The following is a 22,229-nucleotide window of genomic DNA, read 5'->3' as shown; positions in this document are numbered from 1 at the left end:
ACCATGGCCTGACTATGCCAGCCAGTCGGCCAGCTTCGCCTTGCGCACATCCTTCAACAGGCTGATGAAGCCGTCCGCCTGATGGTTGGCGGTAAGCCTGCCCTTTTCGGCCGTTGCAATGCTGGCGTCGCCGACCACGCCGTTCGGGTTGAGATCGGTGGCGATCCAGGCGAAGGCGTGCGTTCCGGTGTGGCGCAGCAGTGAAAATTCCTTTTCGGCGCGGGCGACGTTGGACACGAAATTGTCGGCCTTTGCCATGTCGACCAGATCCGGCCGGAAATGCAGCATCAGCGAGGTCTCGACATCGCCGCCATGGATGCCGTGGCGATCCTCAAGCTCGGTATACATGCCGGCCGGCCGGCCAAAGCGCTGCCAGCTCGTCTTCACCGCCAGCATCTTTGCACGCACGCGCAATTCGCGGGTGATGATGCCCATGATCTCTTCGTTCCCGCCATGCGAGTTGACGACGATCAATTTCCTTAGCCCGGCCCGCGCGATCGACAGGCCAAGCTCGGTCCACGCCTCGATCAAGATCGGCGCCGGCAGAGTGAGGGTTCCCGGTGCATGCAGGTGCTCGTTCGACTTACCCACCGCCTGGACGGGCAGGATGCGGATGTCGAGATCGGCGGGCAGGCGGGCGATCACCGTGTCGAGCATGCCGGTCATGATCGAGGTGTCGGTCGAAACCGGCAGATGCGGGCCGTGCTGTTCGATCGCCGCCACCGGCAGAACGGCGATCGTCGCTTCCGGATCGATCGTGGCGTATTCGGTGGTCCGGTAATCGCCCCACCACACGCGTCTGTTTGCAGCGGTCATGTCATGCCTTTTCGATAAACTGGCCTTTTCGATAAACTGGCCTTTTCGATAAACTGGCCTTTTCGATAGACTGGCCTCTTCGATGCACGGCCAGACCTAGCGCGGGAAGGATCGCCTGTCGATCACCCTGCCGCGATGACCTCGATCTCGACCTTGAATTCCGGCCGCGCGAAACCGGACACGATCATCAGCGTCGAAGCCGGCGCCGGGCTGGCGAACAGCCGATCGCGAACGTCCATATAGGGCAGCAGGAAGGCGCGGTCGGTGACATAGGTGTTGATGCGGACGATGTCGGAAAGTCCAAGCCCGGCCTCGCCAAGAATCGCCGCGATGTTCTGAAAACAGAGTTCGGCCTGTGCGCCGGCATCCTCCGGGATCTGATCGTCCGGAGCGATGGCGACCTGGCCCGAACACAGCACCAGCCTCTTGCCGGGAGGCACCTCGATGCCATGACTGTAGCGGGCGAAGGGCGGCTTGATCGACTTCGGCGCCAGGAATTTGAACATGAAAATCTCCAATCTGATGTCAGCCTAAAGCCGGATTGGCGGCCCATTCAAGATGCAGTGCATACTATCAGGGCGATTGTGGACAGGCGTTCAAAAAATAGGCACGATGCCCCCGGTACAGCATGACCGTCCGGCCTTCGTGCACCACCGTTGCGCAGGCGGGCGGCCTCGGTGATGGCATGTGTCTTGCTTCTTGAGTCGATGGTGTCGAGCCGGTGCGTGGCGCGCCGGAGCCAACAGAGGGTGGTGTGGATGGACGGAAAACTTAAGATTTCGGTGGGCGCGATCGTGCTGCTTGCCGCAAGCACGCTAAGCGCGGCAGCGAACGAGAAGGTCACCTTCGGCACCAACTGGCTCGCCCAGGCCGAGCACGGTGGCTATTATCAGGCGGCCGCTGATGGCACCTATGCGGCTTGCGGGCTCGACGTGACGATCATGCAAGGTGGCCCGCAGGTCAGCGGTCGGCCGCTGTTGCTCGCCGGCAAGATCGACTTCTATATGGGCGGCAACATGCTGCAGGCCTTCGACGCCGTTCAGCAGGACATTCCGCTGCGCGTGGTCGCCGCCTCATTCCAGAAAGAGCCGCAGGTGATCATGAGCCATCCGGGTCAGGGCCTCGACAAATGGGAGGATTTGAAGAACGCGGACCAGTACATTATTGGCGACGAAGGTGCACAGAGCTTCTTCCAATGGATGATCACGGAGTTCGGCTTCGATCCGGCCAAGCGCGTGCCCTATACGTTCAACCCCGCACCTTTCATCGCCAATCCGAAGTCGATCCAGCAGGGTTACGTGACCTCGGAGCCCTTCGCCGTCGCCAAGGAAGGCGGCTTCCAGCCCAATCTGTTCCTGCTCGCCGACTACGGCTTCGACACCTATGCGACGACGATCGAGACCATGCAGGCCACGATCGACAAGCGGCCGGAGGTGGTTCAGTGCTTCGTCGATGGCTCGGCCAAGGGTTGGTACAATTATCTCTACGGCGACAACGCTGCCGCCAACGCGGCGATCAAGAAGGATAACCCCGACATCAGCGACGAGCAGATCGCGTTTTCGATCGAGCAGATGAAGAAATTCGGCATCGTCGATTCCGGCGACACGGAAAAACTCGGCATCGGTGCGATGACTGACGCGCGCATCGAAAGCTTCTACGACAAGATGGTCAAGGCCAAGGTCGTGCCGGCCGGCGTCGACATCAAGAAGTCCTACACGCTGGCCTTCGTTAACAAGGGCGTCGGGATCGACCTGAAGAAATAGCACCCAGGCATGATGCAGGAGAAAGTGCCGCAAGCGCCGGCAAGCGCATCGGGCAAAGGTCCGATGCTGCTGGCGCTGCGTGGCGTCGGCAAGGTCTTTTCCAACGGCGTGACAGCGCTCAGCGATGTCGACCTGACGATCCGGGAAGGCGACTTTCTCAGCCTTCTCGGCCCGTCCGGCTGCGGCAAGTCGACGGCCTTGCGCCTCATTGCGGGTCTTGCGACGCCGACCTCCGGCGTGCTCGACTGGCGCGGCAGCAGCTCTGTCGACCGCTCGAATATCAGCTTCGTCTTCCAGGAGCCGACGCTGCTGCCCTGGGCCGATGTCTTCGACAATGTCTGGCTGCCGCTACGGCTGAAGGGCGTGTCGCGGGCCAAGGCTGCGCCTGTCGTCATGGAGATGCTGGCGCGGGTCCACCTGACCGGCTTCGAGCATGCCGTGCCGCGCGAGCTGTCCGGCGGCATGAAGATGCGCGTCTCGATCGCCCGCGCCATGGTGACCAAGCCGCGCGTGCTTTTAATGGACGAGCCGTTCGCAGCGCTCGACGAGATCACCCGCTTCAAGCTCAACAACGATCTTCTGGAGCTATGGCAGGACGAGCATTTTACCGTCGTCTTCGTGACCCACAGCGTCTTCGAAAGCGTTTTCCTCTCCAGCCGCGTCGTCGTCATGGCGGCGCGACCGGGCCGGGTGTTCAAAGAACTCGTCATCGATGCGCCCTATCCGCGCAATGAAGCCTTCCGTACTTCGCCCGCCTATGCCGCGCTTTGCCGTCAGGCGTCCGATGTGCTGATCGGCGCCATCAACTCAACTGCCGGACCGCACCATGACGGCCATTGAAGAACACGTGCTGAGGCTCGATCCCGAGGAGGCGCGTCGCGTGCGCCAGGAGCGGCTCGAGCACATCGGCCGATGGGTGCTGCCGCTGGCGATCATGATTCTGGCCATCTGGCTGTGGGACCGCATCTGCGTCTGGAACGACATCCCGAAATATATCCTGCCGCGCCCCGGTGTGGTGCTGCAAACGCTGTTTGACGATGCCGGGCTGCTGTTTTCCTCGCTGCTGGTGACGCTCAAGATCACCTTCCTCAGCCTGCTTCTGGCCATCGTCGGCGGTGTTGGGTTGGCGGTCCTGTTCGCACAATCGAAATGGGTGGAGATGTCGTTCTTCCCGTTCGCCATCGTCCTGCAGGTGACGCCGATCGTCGCGATCTTCCCATTGATCAACATCTACGTCGACAACCAGACGACGAAGCTTCTGCTGTGTGCCTGGATTGTCGCCTTCTTTCCGATCCTGTCCAACACCACGCTCGGCCTCAATTCCGTCGACCGCAATCTGCGCGACATGTTTAGGCTTAACGGCGCGACCCGCTGGCAGCAATTGCGTTATCTCAGGCTGCCGGCAGCGATGCCGTATTTTCTCGGCGGGCTGAAGATCGCCGGCGGCCTGTCGCTGATCGGCGCGGTGGTGGCCGAGTTCGTCGCCGGGGCAACCGGCCAGTCGTCGGGGCTTGCCTCTCGCATCATCGAGGCCGGTTACCGGCTTAACGCCCCGCGGCTGTTTGCGGCCCTGATCCTGATCTCGTTCACCGGCATTCTGATCTTCCTGGTGCTGTCGCTGATCTCGCATCTCATTTTGCGGCGCTGGCATGAAAGCGCGCTGAAGCAGGAGCGATGAAATGTTGGAGATACCGGCCTCTGGTCCTTACCATCTCACCAACGTCCGGCTTCACGCATCACTGACGCCGGGCCTTGCCGCAGCCTTCGATGCCGACGGCTTTGCGCTCGGCGATATCGCCGTCGCCGACGGCAAAATCTCCAGCATCGTCGCGCATCGCCAGTCCAATTCGCCCGCAGCTGCCGCCGACCTCGGCGGCCGCGTCGTCATGCCGTGCTTCGTCGACTGCCACACGCATATCGACAAGGGCCATATCTGGCCTCGAAAACCCAATCCGGACGGCACGTTCATGGGCGCGTTGAACGCCACCGGCGCCGATCGCGCTGCCCGCTGGAGCGCAGACGACGTTGCCCGCCGCATGGCTTTTTCGCTGCGCTCAGCCTACGCGCACGGCACCAGGGCTATGCGAACCCATCTCGACAGCGTCGCGCCGCAGGAAGAGATCTCCTGGCCGGTGTTCGAGACGATACGGGAGAAATGGCGTGGCCGCATCGAGCTGCAGGCGGCCTGCCTGCTTGGCATCGAAGGCGTGCGCGACAGGAAGTGGTTCGAAAGGCTGGCCAAACGCGTCGCCGCGGCCAACGGCGTGCTCGGCGTCGTCACCTATATGCTGCCGGACCTGGAAGAGCTTCTCGACCAGGTGTTCGCGCAGGCGATCAAGCATGGCCTCGACCTCGATTTCCACGCCGACGAGACTGACGATATCTCGGCGATCTCGCTGAAGAAGATCGCCGAGGCGGCCTTGTGGAACGGTTTTGAGGGAAACATCCTCGTCGGCCACTGCTGCTCGCTGGCACGCCAGCCCGATCTCGATGTGCTCGACACGCTGGATAAGGTGGCGAAGGCGAGGCTTGCCGTGGTGTCGCTGCCGATGTGCAATCTCTATCTGCAGGACCGGCGCGGCGACAAGACCACGCCGCGCTGGCGTGGCGTGACGCTGCTGCACGAGATGAAAGCGCGCGGCATTCCTGTCGCCGTCGCCTCCGACAATACCCGAGATCCGTTCTACGCCTATGGCGATCTCGACATGCTGGAGGTCTACCGCATGGCGACGCGCATCCTGCATTTCGATCACCCGGTCGGCGATTGGCCACAGGCGGTGACTTCAACGCCGGCCCAGGTGATGCGGCTCGACGGTTTCGGCACCCTTGCAGCCGGCGGCGCCGCCGATTTCGTCGTCTTCAAGGGGCGGAGCTGGACGGAATTGCTGTCGCGGCCTGAATCGGATCGCATCGTGGTGCGCGACGGCCGCGCCATCGAGCGCCAATTGCCCGATTATGCCGAACTCGATGATCTGATGGTGGGATGATGGAGCTGGCTACGCTCAAACGCGATCTCGACGGTCTGAAGATCGACGACCATCCGGCGATCGTCCAGCAAAAGAGCCGTGACTTCTACTGGTACAGCCCGGTGCTGAAGCAACAGCTCGACCATGTGACCGGCGATCTGATCGTGACGCCGAAGACGGAAGACGAGGTGATCCGAGTGCTTGCCGCCTGTCACCGGCATGGCGTGCCGGTGACGCCGCGCGGCAGCGGCACCGGCAATTACGGGCAGGCGATGCCTTTGTCCGGCGGCGTCGTGCTCAATCTCGCCGAAATGAATGCAGTCAAGACGATCGCGCCCGGCCGCGTCGTGACCGGACCCGGTGCCGTCCTCGCCGACATCGACAGGGCGACGCGCGCGCATTCCGGCCAGGAGCTGCGAATGTCGCCATCGACCTATAACACCGCGTCGATCGGCGGTTTCGTCGCCGGCGGATCGGGCGGCGTCGGCTCGATCCGCTGGGGTGGGCTGCGCGACCTCGGCAATGTCATCCGGCTCAGGACCGTGACGATGGAGGCGGAGCCTCGCATCATGGATCTTACCGGCGAGGAGGTGCTGAAGGTGATGCATGCCTACGGCACCAACGGCATCATCACCGAGGTCGAGATGCCGCTGACCGCATCTTACGACTGGATCGACGTCATCGTCGGCTTCGACGATTTCATGGATGCGGCCGGCTTCGGCAATGATCTCGCCATTCAGGACGGCATTCTAGCGAAGCTGATCACGCCGATCGCCGCGCCCATCCCTTACGATTATTTCAAGCGGCACCAGCGGTTTTTCAGGCGCGAGCAAAGCATCGTCGTCTGCATGATCGCGCCGCATGCCATGGACGCCTTTGTCGCTCTTACTGCGCGCAGCAAGGGCGAGATCGTCTTCCGCGCCGACAAGGAGGCCGATCTCAAGGGCCTGCCGCCGGTCTATGAGCTGACCTGGAACCATACGACGCTGCGCGCCATCAGGGTCGACCCGACGATTACCTATCTGCAGACCCGCTATCCTTCGCCGGATCACCTCGCTTACGTCAAGGCGATGATCGACCGCTTCGGCGACGAAGTGCCGACACATCTCGAATTTATCCGCTTCGACGGCGCGATCGGCGTGGCCGGACTGCCGCTGATCCGCTTCACGACGGCCGAGCGGCTCGACGAGATCATCCGCATCCACGAAGAGAATGGCTGCTGGGTCTTCAACCCGCACCGCTACACGCTGGAAGAGGGCGGCATGAAGCAGACGGACGAGGTGCAGCTCGCCTTCAAGCGCGAGACCGATCCGCAAGGGCTGCTCAATCCAGGCAAGATGATCGCCTGGGAAAACCCGGACTACGATTATCGCTCGGGCAAGTCGTTCCTGTTCAAGGGGTTGCAGAAGGCGGGGTGATGAACATCCTCGTTCTCTACGCCCATCCGGTCGAGACCAGCTTCAATGCCGGTTTGCACAAGGTGATCGTCGAGCGGCTGACGGCAGCCGGCCACGCCGTCGACGACTGCGATCTCTATGCCGAGAATTTCGATCCCCGGCTGACGCGGACCGAGCGGCTCGGTTATCACGACGATCGCGGCGCCGGTGATCCGGCAGCGCCCTATGTCGAGCGCCTGCTGCGGGCCGAGGCGCTGGTGCTGTCGTTTCCGGTGTGGAACTTCGGCTATCCGGCGATCCTGAAAGGCTTTTTCGACCGCGTCTTCCTGCCCGGCGTCTCGTTCAAGCTGGTCAATGGCAAGGTGCAGCCGTCGCTGCACAACATCCGCAAGCTGGCGGCGGTCACCACCTATGGCGGCAGCCGGTTGCACGCAATGCTGATGGGCGACCCGCCGCGCAAGCTGGTCAAGCGTGTGTTGCGCGCCACGGTCAAGCCAGGTGCCTCCGTGTCCTATCTTGCGCATTATTCGATGAACCTGTCGACCGATGAAACGCGGAAGAGATTCACGGCGAAAGTCGCCGCCAGCATGGATGCCTTCTGATGCGGGTCCTGGTGGTTTACTGCCATCCGGTCCCGGAAAGCTTTTGCGCCTCGATCCGGGATCGTGCCATCGAGGTGCTGAAGGCGAGGGGCTGGGAGGTGCGGCTGCTCGACCTCTATGCGGAAAATTTCGATCCGGTCATGGGCTGCGGCGAGCGACGCTCCTATAATGAACACGCCCCACAGGATCCGGCGCTCAAGCCGCACATCGAAAATCTCAACTGGGCCCAGGCAATCCTCTTTATCTATCCGACATGGTGGTATGGGCTGCCGGCGATGCTGAAGGGCTGGCTCGACCGGGTCTGGGCGACCGACGTCGCCTTCCGGCTGCCGGCCGGCAAGCGACGGATTCAGTCGCTGATGAGGCATGTGACGAAGATCGGGGTGATCACGACCTGCGGCGCACCGACCTGGTGGAGCGTCGTCGTCGGCCAGCCGGGACGCAAGACAATCCTGCGCGGCATGCGGGCACTCTGCGCCACCCGCTGCAGGACGTTCTTTCTGGCGCACTACCTGATGGACTCATCGACACCGAAGACGAGGGCGGCGTTCCTGGAGAGAGTGCGAACGAAGCTGGAGCGCTTCTGAGCTACATCCGCACCCGTTCCGATTTCGGATCATACATCGGCTTCAGCGATGCCTCGGCGGCGAAGCGCTCGCCGGCGATTTCGATCGCGTAGCACGACGACAGCACGTCCGCCTCGCTCTCGCCCTTGCAAGGCACGTAGCCGAGGCCGATGGCGCCGCCGAGATGATGGCCGTAATTGCCCGAGGTGATCGGGCCGACGATCTTGCCGTCGCGCAGGATCGCCTCATTGTGAAAGAGCAAGGGTTGCGTGTCTTTCAGGCGGAACTGCAGCAGCCGCCGGTCCAATCCGGTTTCTTTTTTTCTCAGCACGGCGTCGCGGCCAAGGAAATCGCCCTTGGCGGTCTTCACTGCGAAGCCTAGGCCTGCCTCCAGCACATTGTCCTCATCGGTGATGTCGTGGCCGAAGTGCCGGAAGGCCTTTTCGATGCGGCAGGAATCCAGCGTGTGCAGGCCGCAGAGTTTTAGGCTGACATCGGCGCCGGCCTCCTCGATCGCCTCGAACACGTGGGCGGCCTGGTCGGTCGAGACATAAAGCTCCCAGCCCAGTTCGCCGACATAGGTTACACGGTGGGCGCGGGCCAGCCCCATGCCGATTTCAATCTCCTGAAACGTCCCGAACGGGTTGGTTTCGTTGGAGAAATCGTTCGGGCTCAGCTTTTGAATCAGCTTCCTCGCATCCGGACCCATCAGGCAAAGCACGGCTTCGGCAGCGGTGACATCGGTGATGACGACGAATTCATGGGAGAGGTGTTTTTTTAGCCACGCGAGATCGCGCTGCAGCGTCGCGCCAGGCACGACCAGGAAGTAGGCCGTTTCAGATAGCCGTGAGACGGTGAGATCGCTCTCGATACCGCCGCGCTGGTTGAGCATCTGGGTATAGACGATCTTGCCCGGCGCCACGTCCATGTCGTTGGCGCAGAGTTTCTGCAGGAAGGCGCAGGCATCGCGGCCCTCGACACGGATCTTGCCGAACGAGGTCATGTCGAACAGGCCGACGCCGTTTCGGACGGCCAGATGTTCCTCGCGCTGGTTGTCGAACCAGTTCTGCCGCTTCCATGAATAGCGGTATTCGCGCTCCTGGCCGGGCCTGGCGAACCAGTTGGCGCGCTCCCAGCCGGCAACCTCGCCGAACACCGCACCGCGCGCCTTCAGATGTTCGTGCAGCGGCGAGCGTCTGACGTTCCGCGAGGTCGCCATCTGGCGGTACGGAAAATGGTCGGCATAGAGCAGGCCGAGCGTCTCGGAGACGCGCTCCTTCAGGTAGCGGCGGTTCTTCTGGAACGGCTGGGCGCGGCGGATGTCGACCTCCCACAGATCGAAGGGTGCCTCGCCGTCATTGATCCATTGCGCCAGGGCCATACCGGCGCCGCCGGAGGAAACGATGCCTATCGAATTATAGCCGGTCGCCATCCAGTAGCCGGAAAGCTCCGGCGCCTCGCCGAGATAGTAGCGATCATCAGGCGTAAAACTCTCGGGACCGTTGAAGAAAGTGTGGATGCCGGCGCTGGCCAGCATCGGCATCCGGTTGACGCCCATTTCAAGGATCGGCTCGAAATGCTCGAAATCCTCCGGCAACTGGTCGAAGCAGAAATCTTCGCGGATGCCGTCCATGCCCCATGGCTTGGCCACCGGCTCGAAGGCGCCGAGCATCATCTTGCCGGCGTCTTCCTTGTAGTAGGCGCATTCGTCCGGCACGCGCAGCACCGGCAGGCGGGTCAGGCCGGGGATCGGTTCGGTGACGAGGTAAAAGTGCTCGCAGGCATGCAGCGGGATGGTGACGCCGTTCTGGCGTCCGAGCTCGCGCGCCCACATGCCCGCGCAATTGACGACGACAGCGGCTTCGATCATGCCTTGCTCGTCGCCTTGCGTCCAGGAGACGCCGGTAACGCGGCTATCCCTGGTATGGACCTTGGTTACCTTCACGTTCTCGACGATCGTCGCACCGCGCTGGCGTGCACCCTTGGCCAGCGCCATGGCGATATTGGCCGGGTCGCACTGGCCGTCGAGCGGCAGATGCACGGCGCCGACCACATCGGAAATGTTGAGATGCGGGTACATCTCCTTGACTTCATCAGGCGAAATCTCGCGCACGTCGACATCGAACGCGCGGGCGAGAGACGCCTGCCTATAAATCTCGTGCTTGCGCTCCTCGGTCAGCGCCACGGTGATCGAACCGACCTGCCGCATGCCGGTGCCGACATCGGTCTCGGCTTCGAGCTTGACGTAGAGGTCGGCCGAATATTTCGCCAGCCGCGTCATGTTCTGCGAACCGCGCAGCTGGCCGATCAAGCCGGCGGCGTGCCATGTCGTGCCCGATGTCAGCTGCTTGCGTTCGAGCAGCACGATATCGGTCCAGCCGAGCTTGGCCAGATGGTAGGCGACCGAACAGCCTGAAACACCGCCGCCGATGATGACGGCCCTTGCTTTGGGAGGAATGGCCTTTGTCGGGATGGTATTCTGGGGCAGGGCGCTCATGCCGCCTCACGGCGATAGTTGGAAGCGAAGCGGCGCAGGCGAAGGGCTGCTTCCAAAAGTATCGCCTCGGGCTGGCAGAGGCTGACGCGGATGTGGCCGGCGGCGGCATCGCCGAAACTCGAGCCCGGCATGACGCCGACTTTTTCCTTGTCGAGGAAAGCCCAGGCGAATTTCTCGTCGTCCGGCTCGATGGCCGAGATGTCGAGCATGACATACATGCCGCCTTCGGAGCCGCGCACGGTGATGTTGTTCATGCCGTGCATTGCGTCGAGGACGACGCTGCGCCTTGCGGCATAGCGTTCGGCGATCTCCTTGACGCCATAGCCGTTTTCCAGCGCCTCGGCGCAAGCGAGGCTGATGAAGGCCGGCAGGCCGTAGGTCGTCACCAGATTGAGGTTGGTCAGCAGCGAGATCATATCGTCTGGCCCGGTCAGCCAGCCCATGCGCCAGCCGGTCATGCCGTGGCTCTTCGACATGGAATTGATGACCAGCGTGCGTTCCGCCATGCCGGGTAGCGAGCGCGGCGAGATGTGCTCGCCGCCGCCCAGCGTCCAATAGACCTCGTCCGACAGCAGCCAGAGGTCATGTTCCCGGCAAATGTGCGCCAGGTCTTCCAGCCGCTGGCGCGAGTAGACAGCACCCGTCGGGTTGTTGGGCGTATTGATGAGGATGGCGCGCGTGTTCGGCCGGAGCGCGGCACGAATGTCGGCGGCTCGCGGCTGGAAACCATCCTCGGCGGGTGTCTCGACCACGGTGAAATCGGCGGCCGCTGCACTGAACGTGTTGGGGTAGGTTGCGTAATAGGGCGCCACCACGATGGCATGGTCGCCCTGGTCGAGAACGGCTTGTACCGCCGCGTAAAGCGCTGCCTGTCCGCCTGGCGTGGCGATGACCTGGTCGGGGTTGGTCGCAATGCCGGTGCACACGGTCGACGCCGCCGCCATTGCCTTGCGCAGGCGCGGAATGCCGGGAAGCGGGGTGTAGTGGTGGTTGCTGGCGCGAACCGCGGTCACGCAGGCTTCGATCGTCTGCGCCGGCGTGTCGAAGTCGTGGTCGCCAACCGACAGCATGATGATGTCCTCGCCGGCCTCCTTGCGTGTCCAGGCAGCGAAATGAACCTCCCAACCATCCTTGCCGGAAGGCACGATGCCGGAAATGCGCGATGATGGTCTGGGCATTATGCTACTCCCGAAATTTCGTAGCCGGCCTGTTCGAGCCGGTCACGCAGGGCGGCGATGTGGGCCGGTCCGACTTCACAGCAGCCGCCGACGATGCCGGCGCCGGCCTCAACCCAGCCGACTGCCTGGCCTGCATAGGCGTCCGGATCAAGGTCGTGGCGGGCGTGCAGCACTTCCACGGTGCCGCCATGCTTGAGCGCCCCAATCGAGGTGAAGCCGTTGGCATAGGCGCCGACCGGGCCGCCGAGGCAGATCAGTTCGGGCAACGCTGCAGCAATCGCTTCGGGCCTGCAGCAATTGACCAGTCTAGCTGCGACCGGCAGCCCGTCGAGAGCGCTCGACGCAGCCGCAATGGCTTCGCCGCTGCGCAGTCGTGGTGCGCCGTGATCGGCAAGTGTCCAAGACACCCACACCGGTTTGCCGCTTTCCGACGCCGCGGTGACAGCCGCGCGCGCCTCCTCGGCCGACGCCATGGTCTCGCACAGGAACAGATCGACGCCGTCAGCCTGCTCGGCAACGATGCGGCGGTAGATGTCGAGCGTATCCTGGAAGGATATCGTCAGTGCCGGCGCGTAGCTGCCGAACAGGGGCGACAGGCAGCCGGCGATTGCCGCGTCGCCGGCCTGGTCGCGAGCTTGCCTTGCCAGTTCCATGCCGCGCTTCTGCAGCGGCTTGAACAGCTCTTCCGCGCCCTCCCGCGCCAGCCGTTCGGGCGTTGCCGAATAGGTGTTGATGGTGATGACACGGGCGCCGGCCCGGATGAACTCCGCATGCAGGTCGCGCACCAGGTCCGGTTCGTCGATCAGCACCCTGGCCGACCATAGCGGGGTGGGATCGGACTTGCTGCGGCGTACCAGTTCCTGACCCATGCCGCCGTCAGTGAGGATAACCGTCTTCACGCGCGCAACCTCTCGTTCTTTGGATCCCACAGCGGTTCGTCCTTCTGCACGATCGCTTTGAAGCGCTCGCCGAAGATCTCGACCTCGACCGTGGTTCCCGGCTCAGTGAGATCGGCGCGCAGCATGCCGAGCGCGATCGATTTGTCGATGCGATGACCCCAGCCGCCGGACGTCGTCTCGCCGACTATCCGGCCGTCATGCCACAGCGTCGACATGGTGGGCGCATCGCAGTCGCCGGGGTTTTCGATGATCAGCGTGACAAAGCGTTTCTTGACGCCCTGCTGCTTCTCGTTCTGTAGCGCTGCCTTGCCGCGGAAGTCGGGCTTGTCCCATCTGACGAAACGCTCCAACCCACCCTGCAGGATCGAATAGTCGGTCGACAGGTCGCCTTTCCAGGCGCGATAGCCTTTTTCGAGCCGCAGCGAATCCAGCGCGTACATGCCGAACGGCTTCAGGCCGTGCTTCTGGCCGGCCGCCCAGACAGCGTCGAAGACGGCGGCGGTGTCGTCGACCTTGGTGTGGATTTCCCAGCCGAGTTCGCCGGCGAAGGACACGCGCACCAGCCTTGCCCAACGGCCGGCGACCGTCGTCTCCTGGTGCGTCAGCCAGGGCAGAGCAAGGTCGGCGGCGCAGACATCGGCGAGGATTTTTCGCGAATTGGGCCCGGCGAGGATCTGCGTGGGGTATTCCTCGGTCCGGTCGACCAGCTTGAATGAAGCGTCCTTCGGCATGCGCCATTTCAGCCACTCGAAATCGTGCCACTGCGCCACCGCGGCGGTGATCAGCGTCATCAAATTCTCATCGTGGCGCACCACCGACATTTCGGTGACGATGCGGCCCTTGTCGTCGGCAAAATAGACGAGCCCGATGCGGCCGGGTTTCGGCACCAGCCCCGTAACCTGCCGGCTCAGCCATTCCGCAGCGCCAGGGCCGTCGAGGTTGAAGCGGGAAAAGCCGGGCAGGTCCAAAATGCCGGCGGCGTCGCGCACGGCGAGGCATTCTTCGCGGACGCGATGCTGCCATGGCCCGTCGCGACGGAAGGTCAGCGTCGCGGCTTCCGAAACATCGTCGCCGGCTTGCGCGTACCAGGTGGCGCGCTCCCAGCCATTATAGGCGTCGAACTGGGCGCCGAGCGCCTTGATGCGATCATGGATCGGCGACAGTTTGCGGTCGCGCCCAGCCGGCCAGGCATGGCGCGGAAACTGAATGGCGTATTCGTTGCCGTAGATTTCCATGCCCTTGGCGACGCAATAATCCGGAGCCGAGGCAAAGCTGGTGAAGCGGCGCGGATCGCAGGACCACATGTCCCACTCGGTCTGGCCCTCAGTCACCCATTCGGCCAGCACCTTGCCGGCGCCGCCGCCCTGGGCGATGCCGAAGGTGAAGACGCAGGCCTCGAAGGCGTTGGGCACGCCGGGCATCGGCCCGATCAGTGGATTGCCGTCCGGCGCGTAGGGGATCGGGCCGTTGATGACCTTGGACAGACCGGCGGTGCCAAGGATCGGCACGCGGGCGACGGCATCGGCCAGATAGTCCTCCAGCCGGTCGAGATCGTCGGGGAACAGCTGGAAAGAAAAATCGTCTGGCATCGGGTCGTTGTGACCGACCCAATGCGCACGGCAATTGCGCTCATAGGGGCCGAGATTCATGCCGTTCTTTTCCTGGCGCAGGTAATAGGAGGTGTCGACGTCGCGCAGCAGCGGCAGTTTCTTGCCTTGCTCCTTCGACCATGCGGCCAGTTCGGGGATTTCCTCGAACAGGATATATTGATGGCTCATCACCATCATAGGCACGTAGCGGCCGAACATCTTTCCGACCTCGGCCGCACGGTAACCGGCGGCGTTGACGACCACCTCGCAGCGGATTTCGCCCTGCGCGGTCTCGACCACCCACTCGTCGTTCTCGCGGCGCACGCCGGTGACCGGACAGAAGCGAATGATCTTCGCACCTAGGTCGCGGGCGCCCTTGGCCAGCGCCTGGGTCAGCTGCGCCGGGTCGATGTCGCCATCGTTCGGATCGTAGAGCGCGCCCTTCAGCTCATGCGTTTCGATGAACGGGTAGCGGCGCTTGATCTCGTCGAGCCCGATCACGTCGATGTCCATGCCCTGATAGCGGCCCATGCCCTTGGCGCGCTGGAACTCCTGCATGCGCTCGGCTGTATGGGCCAGCCTGAGCGAGCCGGTGACGTGGTAGTTCATGGGATAGCCGACCGCGTCGGCCAGCCCGCGATAGAGCTCCGTCGAATAGCGCTGCATGTTCATCAGCGACCATGACGAGGAGAAGGTCGGCACGTTGCCGGCCGCATGCCAGGTCGAGCCGGAGGTGAGCTCATTCTTTTCCAGGAGCACGCAGTCGGTCCAGCCCGCCTTGGCGAGATGGTAGAGCGAGGAGGAGCCAACGACACCGCCTCCGATGATCACCACACGTGCCGTGATCGGCAAACCGGCCATGTTTTTCTCCAAACCTAAAGCGCGGTCCAGCGCGCTTTGATTCTGTTTTGATGCATGTCGTTATCCCAAAACCGCTGCACACTGTTGGGGGACATGCATTCAGTAAACAGGTGGCGAAACCACCCAGATGACTACCGCCGGCTCCGCTCCAGGATTGCGCCAGCGGAACGGCTTGCCGTCGAAGCGAAAGGAGTCGCCTTCGCCAAGCCGGTGCCAGACGCCTGATATCTCGATGTCGAAGCTGCCGGAAGCAACATACCCGGCTTCCTCCGTCGGCCGGCGCGCTTCGGTCTTCAGTTCAGCACCCGGCGCGAAGACCGAACGCAGCATTTCGAAGCTACCGCCGAGATCGGGCGACAGAAGCTCCTCCACCAATCCGGAATCGCTTGTACCAAGCGTGCGGCGGCTGCCGGCGCGCACGACCACGCCGCGCTCGTTCTCCACAGGCACGTCGTGGCTGAAGAACAGGCTGACCGGCACGCCGAACAATTCCGCAAAGGCTTTGAGATCGCTCAGCGATGGTATCGACAGGCCGCGCTCGACCTGACTGACCCAGCCGACGGAGCGGCCGAGCTTCAGGCCGATCTCGGCAAGGGTCAGACCGCGCGCCCTGCGCAGCGCCCTGATATCGCCGGCCAGCAGCCGTTCGCGGTCTTCCTGCTCCGATCTGACAGCGGTTGAGGGCAAAGCCATTTCTCTTGATGAAATTTCTTGGTGAGAAATCCCCTTCGTGAAAAAGTCGGGGCAAATTTCATGAGACGTCAGGTTCGTGAAAAAATCAAGAGGATTTTCATAGGGCCACAAGAATTGCTTGCGCCATTTTGGCAGTTCAGGCAAAGGCTCGGCCACGAACGGCGAGTGAGGGCGTCCGGTCGAGGCTTACGATAGAGCGCCACGCGTCAAATTGGACCCGCAATGGTGCTCTTTCATTTTCTGGACGGCGCATGATCCTTTCCGGAATCGATTCCGGGTTCCGGGTCAGGCGCAAAGGACGCCCATGCTGGAAAACAGGACTAAGATTACAGATGATGCGGCGATCGTCGACGAGGCGATCACGTCGCGCCGCTCGGTCCGGGCGTTTCTGCCCGACATGGTCGACGACGAGACGATCCGCGCCATTCTCACCGTTGCCGCGCGCGCCCCTTCGGGCACCAACATGCAGCCCTGGCGGGTCTACGTGACCAAGGGCGAGGTCAAGCAGCGGATCACCGATGCCATCCTCAACTCCGGCATCCGTGCCGAAAAGGCCGAGTGGGACGAGTATCGCTACTATCCCGACCAGTTCTTCGAACCCTATCTCACCCGGCGGCGGGCCAATGGCTTCGGCCTCTACAGCGTTCTCGGCATCGGCCGGCGTGAGGTGGACAGGATGCGCGCGCAGCACGACCGCAACTTCGTCTTCTTCGACGCGCCGGTCGGCATGATCTTCACCGTCGACCGGCGGCTGAACAAGGGGTCGTGGATCGATTACGGCATGTTCCTGCAGAATATCATGGTGGCGGCACGGGGCAGGGGCCTGCACACTTGCCCGCAGGCCGCCTTTGCACCCTACCACAAGCAGATCAGGCCGGTGCTCAACATTCCAGACGAGGAGATCGTCGTCTGCGGCATGGCGCTCGGCCATGAAGACACGTCCAAGCCCGAAAACGAGTTCCGCACCGACCGCGCGCCGCTGGAAGAGTGGGTGACGTTCGCCAAATGAGATGGCGCCAAGTGAGGCGACGACGCGCCGTCTCGGTCTACTGCACTTCGTAACCGACTTCCTCGCTGGCGTGACAGAGCGCCTTCCAGAACGAGCGCGCAAACGACCGGAATACATAGATGTCGAACTGGTCGGCGCCGGTGCGCTGGATCTGGGCGAAGACGTCATGATGCATGGTCGAACGGCCGGCACCGACCGGAAAGGCCGGCAGCGCGAAGTCGATGGCGAAGAATTTCGCCAGCACCCATTCGGCCTTCGGTCCGGCGATGCGGATCGCGGTGCGGCCATGCGACAGGTCGGTCATCGTGCCGATCGCCGGCGTCACGACACCGGCAAAGCCCGACACCAGGCCCTCGGCCTCGTCGACCACCGTGAATTTTCCTGGCGCGAAACCGAACACCGATCTCACGCCGTCGGTGCTGCCGGCGCCGGCGCCATCGGGCAGAGCAAGGCCGGTCACGGTGCGGATACCGGCGATCAACTCCTTCTCCTGGCCCGGCCAGGCAGCGAGCTGCAGGATCGACCCCGGCCTGGTTTCGGAGAGGATGACATCGATGCCGTGTTCGAAATCGCCGTGCGAGCCGGTGCGCAGTTCCGGCTCAAGCGGTGCCGGCTCAAGCGGTGATTGGCGCTCAACCATGCATGCGGCTCCCGTCCGGATCAAAGAAGTGGTTGGAGACGATCTCGACCGGGCCGAACCGGTTGCGCAGGGGATCGGAGATATGGGCGCGCGTGCCGCGCCGTGCCTTGCCGTCCTTGACCAAAGCGAGCGCGATGTACTTGCCGATGGCCGGCGAATAGCAGCAAGCGGTGATGTGGCCGATGGAATCGTGCGGATTGGCTTCGTCAAGCGCCTCGACGATATGCGCGCCGCCGTTGAGCGGCTGGTTGTCGAGCGAAATCAGCCCGACGAGTTCCAGACGGCCGGGTGCGATCAGGCCCTCGCGATCCATCATAGCCGAGCCGATGAAGGGCTTCTTCTTGGACAGCATCCAGTCGAGATGCAGGTCGCGCGCCGTGGTGCGGCCGTCGATCTCGGCGCCGGTGACGTGGCCTTTCTCGATACGCATCGTGCCCAGCGCCTCAAGCCCGTAAGTCACCAGTCCGAACGGCTTGCCGGCTTCGATCAACGCTTCCCAGACATGGGTGCCGTAGCCTGCGCCGGAGTAAACTTCGAAGGCCATTTCGCCGGAGAAGGAAAGCCGGCAGATCATTACCGGCACGCCTGATATCTTGCCATGCACGATGCCCATGAAGGGCAGTGCGGCGTTGTCGACGGCAGTGCCGGTGACGCAAGCAGCAAGAATGGCTCGCGCCTTTGGCCCGCCGATCGCCGCACCCGCCCATTGGTCGGTCACCGAGGTCACGTGGACCTTCAGCTCCGGCCAGATGACGTCGAGGAAATATTCCAGGTGCTGCATCACCTTGCCGGCATTGGCGGTGGTGGTGGTCATCAAGAAGTCCTGTTCGCCGAGCCGCCATGTCGTGCCGTCGTCGAAGGCAAGGCCGTCCTCGCGCAGCATCAGCCCGTAGCGGGCCTTGCCGACGGCCAGCGTCGAGAACATGTTGGTGTAGACCCGGTCGAGGAATTCCGCCGCGTCCGGACCCTGCACGGCGATCTTGCCCAGCGTCGAGACGTCGACGATGCCGGCGCTCTCGCGCGTCGCCTTAGCTTCGCGTACATAGGCCTGCTCGATCGTTTCGCCGGCGTGGCCGTAGATCATCGGGCGAAACCAGAGGCCGGCCGAATACATGGTCGCGCCGTTGGCGACGTGCCAGTCATGCATCGGCGTCAGCCGCTCGGGCCTCAGATCACCGAACCGTTCGGCGGCGAGTGAGCCAATCGACACCGCCGAAAAGGGTGGGCGAAAACGTGTCGTGCCGACTTCGGGGATCGGCTTGCCCAATGCTTCGGCCATGATGGCGAGGCCCGGTATGTTGGAGCTCTTGCCCTGGTCGGTCGCCATGCCGAGCGTGGTGTAGCGCTTCAGGTGCTCGACCGAGATGAAGCCCTCGCGATGCGCCAGCCGCACATCCTCCGCGGTCACGTCGTGCTGGAAATCGACGAAGCTTTTTCCATCAGCCTTGATTTCGAACACCGGCGCCGGATCGGGATCGCCGGGTGCGGCTTCGACGACCGGCAAGGCCGCTGGCGTGCCCGTTCCACCCGCCGCGGAAAGGCCGGCGGCGCGGCCTTCGGCGATTGCCTCGGCGGTGGAAAAGCTGCCGGTGAAGGCGCCGGCGCCAATCCATCGCTGCGTCGCGTTCGGTGGTAGGAAGGCTTGTCTGGCGGCATTCCATTCCGCCTTGGCGCCGGCCTGGCTGGCCAGATGGATGGTCGGCGACCAGCCTCCCGACATCAGCAGGCAGTCGGCTTGAATGCTGCGCGCGTCGCCGGCAAGCGCGCCGTTGGTCATGTCGAAGCGCTGCACCTTGATGCCGGACAACGCCTTGCCGCCTTCGGTGGCGACCACGGCGTGAGCGGAAAGGTTCTTGGCCTCCACTTCGTCGGCGAGCTCGCGCATCTCGCTCGAAAGCTCCGGCCGCACGTCGACGATGGCGACGATCGCCGCACCGGCCTTCTTCAGCGCAAGCGCGGAGCGATAGGCGCTGTCATTGTTGGTGAAGAGCGCGATCCTGTTGCCCGGCAGCACGCCGTACTCGTTGGCGTAGCGCTCGGCGGCATGCGCCAGCATCACACCCGGCCGGTCGTTACCCGGAAACACCAGCGGCCGCTCGAAGGAGCCGGTGGCCAGCACCACCGATTTGGCGCGGATGGTCCAGTAGCGATGGCGCGGTTCGCCCTTGCCGGGCCTCTCCTTATGATCGGTGACCCGTTCGAGCGCGGCGAGCGTGTTGCCATCGTAGTAGCCCCAGACCGTGGTGCGCGGCAGCAGGCGGGCATTGTCATAGCCTTCGAGCTGGCCGGCGGCTCGCGCTGCCCAGTCGGCGGCCGGCATGCCGTCGATCGTCTCGCCCGACCAGTTGGCCGAGCCGCCGAAATGCGGTTCGAGCTCGCTGAGGATGACACGCGCGCCCTGATCGGCGGCGGCCCTCGCAGCCATCAGCCCGGCCGGACCGGAGCCGACCACCAGCACATCGCAGAAAGCGTTCATGCGCTCATAGCGCGCCGTGTCGGCAGCGATCCCAGCACGGCCGAGACCGGCGGCGCGGCGGATGAAATGCTCGCACAACATCCAGAAACGCGTGCCTTTCAGCGGGCCGATCGCAGGTCCCATGAAGGTCTTATAATAGAAGCCGGCAGACAGAAGCTTGCCGCCGAGCTGGTTGGCGGCGCTGAGATCCCAGGACAGCGATGGAAAGCGGTTCTGGCTGACGGCGGTCAGCCCGTCATAGATCTCGACCGTGGTCGCGGCAATGTTGGGCTCGCGAACCTCGCCCCGCAGCACCGTCACCAGGGCGTTCGGCTCTTCGACGCCTGATGTCAGCACGCCGCGCGGGCGGTGATATTTGAACGAGCGCCCGAACAGGGTGACACCGTTGGCCAGCAGCGCCGAGGCAAGCGTGTCGCCGGCATGACCGGTGTAGGGCGCGCCGTCGAAGGTGAACCGGATGGTTCGCAGCCGGTCGATCCGGCCGCCGGCATCGGTGCGGCGCGGGCTCATGGCTTGCCCTCCGCCTTGTGGCGCGCGGCGGATTTGTGATCGCCGCGCGCGAAGGCGACGCTGGAGACCTCGTGTGTCAGCGTGTTGCGCACGACCCTGAGGTGGGCGCGGCAGCCGCCGGAATGCTGCCAGATCTCGTTGTGGTCGCCCGCCGGGTTCAACCTGTTGTAGACATAGGCGTTCCAGGCATCGAGGTTTTGGGAGGCAGGCTGAGGGCGCTCGCGGTTGCCATCGCCCTGATAGGTGAACTCGATGACGTCGCGCGGGCCGCAATAGGGGCAGGTGATGAGCATCGATGTCCTACCTAATGCAGCCTAGGCGTTGCGCCCTGGCCCTTGTCGTCGATCACAAGGCCGCGATGGAAACGGTCGAGCGTGAAGGGGGCGTTAAAGTCGTGCGGCTCGTCCTTGGCGATGGTCCAGGCAAAGCACCAGCCGGAGGCCGGCGTCGCCTTGAAACCGCCGTAGCACCAGCCGCAGTTGAGATACATGCCCGGCACCGGACCGGTGGTGATGATCGGCGAACCATCCATCGACATGTCGCAGACGCCGCCCCATGAGCGCAGCATGCGGACGCGGGCGAGACCCGGAAACAGTGCCAGCATCTCGCTCATCACCTCGTCGACAACAGGCAAACTGCCGCGCTGGGCGTAGCTGTTATAGCCGTCGAGGTCGCCGCCATAGACAAGCCCGCCCTTGTCCGACTGCGACATGTAGAAATGGCCCATGCCGAAAGTCAGAACCGTGTTGATGAACGGCTTCAGCGATTCCGTCACGAAGGCCTGCAGCACATGGCTCTCGATCGGCATGGTATCGATGCCGGCGAGCCGCATGACTTGCCCGGTGCTGCCGGCCACCGCGACCGCCACTTTCTTGGCGCGGATCTCTCCGCGCGACGTCGAGACGCCTGATATGCGGTCGCCGTCGCGCAGGAAGCCGGTGACCTCGCAATTCTCGATGATGTCGACGCCACGACGGTCGGCGCCGCGCGCATAGCCCCAGGCGACGGCATCGTGGCGGGCGGTGCCGGCGCGCCGCTGCATCAGGCCGCCGACGATTGGGAAGCGCGCCGTGGCGGAGACGTCCAGCGCCGGCACCAGGCGTGCGATCTCGGCCGTGGTCATCAGTTCGGCGTCCACGCCGAGATGGCGCATGGCGTTGCCGCGGCGGGCAAAATCGTCGAGCTGGGCGGGTGTATGCGCGAGGTTGAGGCAGCCGCGCTGCGAGAACATGACGTTGTAGTTGAGGTCGTGCGAGAGTTTCTCCCACAGCTTCATCGAATGTTCGTAGAAGCGCGTGTTGGCCGGCAGCAGATAGTTGGAGCGCACGGCCGTCGTGTTGCGGCCGACATTGCCGGATCCGAGCCAGCCCTTCTCCAGCACGGCGACATTGGTGATGCCGTGCTCCTTGGCGAGATAATAGGCGGTCGACAGGCCATGGCCGCCGCCGCCGATGACAATCACGTCATAGGACGCCTTAGGGTCCGGTTTGCGCCAGGCCGGCTTCCAGTCCTTGTTGCCGGTCAGCGCGTTTTTGAGAAGCGAAAAGACCGAATACTCCGCCATTCTTTTTGTTATCCGTTCTGGCTTTTTGTCATCCGTTTTGGGCGATGGGGCACACTATAGAGCAGGCCGCTGCCGCAAAGCCAATATTGCGCCATCGCTTTTCGACTGGCCGACGCCGAGACCGCCGGACAGAGCGGACGGCTTGCTCCCCGGTATGAGCGTCTTTATCAAGGACGAGCTTTAGAACGCCTTACCGCCTGTGA

19 protein-coding genes are annotated in these 22,229 nt (G+C 63.5%); 8 read left to right on the top strand and 11 right to left on the bottom strand.

Going from position 1 to position 22,229, the window contains the following annotated elements:
- Positions 1–12 precede the first annotated feature (12 nt).
- Together ACWTU7_RS18205 and ACWTU7_RS18200 are read right to left on the bottom strand one after the other, a co-directional pair.
- On the bottom strand, positions 13–816 hold the full coding sequence (locus tag ACWTU7_RS18205; protein ID WP_455839426.1) for a creatininase family protein: 804 nt from the start codon (positions 814–816) through the stop codon (positions 13–15).
- Positions 817–938: 122 nt separating this feature from the next.
- On the bottom strand, positions 939–1,322 hold the full coding sequence (locus ACWTU7_RS18200; RefSeq protein WP_455839425.1) for a RidA family protein: 384 nt from the start codon (positions 1,320–1,322) through the stop codon (positions 939–941).
- Between the two features lie 252 nt (positions 1,323–1,574).
- On the opposite strand from ACWTU7_RS18200, the gene ACWTU7_RS18195 reads away from it, so the two are divergent.
- From ACWTU7_RS18195 to ACWTU7_RS18165, 7 genes are read left to right on the top strand one after another with little or no spacing between them, the layout of a single operon-like run.
- On the top strand, positions 1,575–2,579 hold the full coding sequence (locus ACWTU7_RS18195) for an ABC transporter substrate-binding protein (protein ID WP_127212292.1): 1,005 nt from the start codon (positions 1,575–1,577) through the stop codon (positions 2,577–2,579).
- Positions 2,580–2,588: 9 nt separating this feature from the next.
- Complete coding sequence (locus tag ACWTU7_RS18190) at positions 2,589–3,419, top strand: ABC transporter ATP-binding protein (RefSeq protein WP_127212291.1); 831 nt, start codon at positions 2,589–2,591, stop codon at positions 3,417–3,419.
- Positions 3,406–4,257: an ABC transporter permease gene (locus tag ACWTU7_RS18185; RefSeq protein ID WP_455839424.1), complete on the top strand. Its 852-nt coding sequence runs from the start codon at positions 3,406–3,408 to the stop codon at positions 4,255–4,257. Before ACWTU7_RS18190 ends, ACWTU7_RS18185 begins: the two co-directional genes overlap by 14 nt.
- Before the next feature lies 1 nt (position 4,258).
- Positions 4,259–5,566: a cytosine deaminase gene (locus ACWTU7_RS18180; protein ID WP_455839423.1), complete on the top strand. Its 1,308-nt coding sequence runs from the start codon at positions 4,259–4,261 to the stop codon at positions 5,564–5,566.
- On the top strand, positions 5,563–6,963 hold the full coding sequence (locus ACWTU7_RS18175; RefSeq protein ID WP_455839422.1) for an FAD-binding oxidoreductase: 1,401 nt from the start codon (positions 5,563–5,565) through the stop codon (positions 6,961–6,963). Before ACWTU7_RS18180 ends, ACWTU7_RS18175 begins: the two co-directional genes overlap by 4 nt.
- Positions 6,963–7,544: an NAD(P)H-dependent oxidoreductase gene (locus ACWTU7_RS18170; protein ID WP_455839421.1), complete on the top strand. Its 582-nt coding sequence runs from the start codon at positions 6,963–6,965 to the stop codon at positions 7,542–7,544. Before ACWTU7_RS18175 ends, ACWTU7_RS18170 begins: the two co-directional genes overlap by 1 nt.
- A complete protein-coding gene (locus ACWTU7_RS18165) occupies positions 7,544–8,131 on the top strand; it encodes an NAD(P)H-dependent oxidoreductase (protein ID WP_455839420.1) in 588 nt (195 codons plus the stop codon). Before ACWTU7_RS18170 ends, ACWTU7_RS18165 begins: the two co-directional genes overlap by 1 nt.
- A 1-nt stretch (position 8,132) precedes the next feature.
- Here ACWTU7_RS18165 and ACWTU7_RS18160 read toward each other — a convergent pair whose 3' ends face one another.
- From ACWTU7_RS18160 to ACWTU7_RS18140, 5 genes are all read right to left on the bottom strand, one after another.
- On the bottom strand, positions 8,133–10,607 hold the full coding sequence (locus tag ACWTU7_RS18160) for a GcvT family protein (protein WP_455839419.1): 2,475 nt from the start codon (positions 10,605–10,607) through the stop codon (positions 8,133–8,135).
- Complete coding sequence (locus tag ACWTU7_RS18155; RefSeq protein WP_455839418.1) at positions 10,604–11,785, bottom strand: pyridoxal phosphate-dependent aminotransferase; 1,182 nt, start codon at positions 11,783–11,785, stop codon at positions 10,604–10,606. Before ACWTU7_RS18155 ends, ACWTU7_RS18160 begins: the two co-directional genes overlap by 4 nt.
- On the bottom strand, positions 11,785–12,684 hold the full coding sequence (locus ACWTU7_RS18150; protein WP_455839417.1) for a homocysteine S-methyltransferase family protein: 900 nt from the start codon (positions 12,682–12,684) through the stop codon (positions 11,785–11,787). Before ACWTU7_RS18150 ends, ACWTU7_RS18155 begins: the two co-directional genes overlap by 1 nt.
- Positions 12,681–15,134 (bottom strand): GcvT family protein, encoded by a 2,454-nt coding sequence (locus tag ACWTU7_RS18145; RefSeq protein ID WP_455839416.1) that lies wholly within the window; start codon positions 15,132–15,134, stop codon positions 12,681–12,683. Before ACWTU7_RS18145 ends, ACWTU7_RS18150 begins: the two co-directional genes overlap by 4 nt.
- Before the next feature lie 99 nt (positions 15,135–15,233).
- A complete protein-coding gene (locus ACWTU7_RS18140; RefSeq protein WP_455839415.1) occupies positions 15,234–15,827 on the bottom strand; it encodes a helix-turn-helix domain-containing protein in 594 nt (197 codons plus the stop codon).
- A gap of 304 nt (positions 15,828–16,131) precedes the next feature.
- Here ACWTU7_RS18140 and ACWTU7_RS18135 point away from each other — a divergent pair, with 304 nt between their 5' ends.
- Positions 16,132–16,836 (top strand): nitroreductase, encoded by a 705-nt coding sequence (locus tag ACWTU7_RS18135; RefSeq protein WP_455839414.1) that lies wholly within the window; start codon positions 16,132–16,134, stop codon positions 16,834–16,836.
- Between the two features lie 37 nt (positions 16,837–16,873).
- Here the strand turns inward: ACWTU7_RS18135 and ACWTU7_RS18130 are convergent, their stop codons facing one another.
- The 4 genes from ACWTU7_RS18130 to ACWTU7_RS18115 are packed head-to-tail and all read right to left on the bottom strand — an operon-like array spanning position 16,874 to position 22,026.
- On the bottom strand, positions 16,874–17,476 hold the full coding sequence (locus ACWTU7_RS18130) for a sarcosine oxidase subunit gamma (RefSeq protein WP_455839413.1): 603 nt from the start codon (positions 17,474–17,476) through the stop codon (positions 16,874–16,876).
- Positions 17,469–20,462 carry a sarcosine oxidase subunit alpha gene (locus ACWTU7_RS18125; RefSeq protein WP_455839412.1) on the bottom strand — a complete coding sequence of 998 codons (2,994 nt, stop codon included), beginning with the start codon at positions 20,460–20,462 and terminating at the stop codon, positions 17,469–17,471. The genes ACWTU7_RS18130 and ACWTU7_RS18125 overlap by 8 nt, the downstream gene beginning before the upstream one ends.
- A complete protein-coding gene (locus tag ACWTU7_RS18120; RefSeq protein ID WP_095518537.1) occupies positions 20,459–20,755 on the bottom strand; it encodes a sarcosine oxidase subunit delta in 297 nt (98 codons plus the stop codon). The genes ACWTU7_RS18125 and ACWTU7_RS18120 overlap by 4 nt, the downstream gene beginning before the upstream one ends.
- A gap of 11 nt (positions 20,756–20,766) precedes the next feature.
- Entirely contained in the window at positions 20,767–22,026 is a 1,260-nt protein-coding gene (locus tag ACWTU7_RS18115; protein WP_455839411.1) for a sarcosine oxidase subunit beta, read from the bottom strand.
- Between the last annotated feature and the right edge of the window lie 203 nt (positions 22,027–22,229).

Source organism: Mesorhizobium sp. BHscii (genome assembly GCF_053848065.1).
The sequence above is the reverse complement of the archived record's forward strand: the minus strand, read 5'-3'. Positions and strand labels throughout refer to the sequence as shown.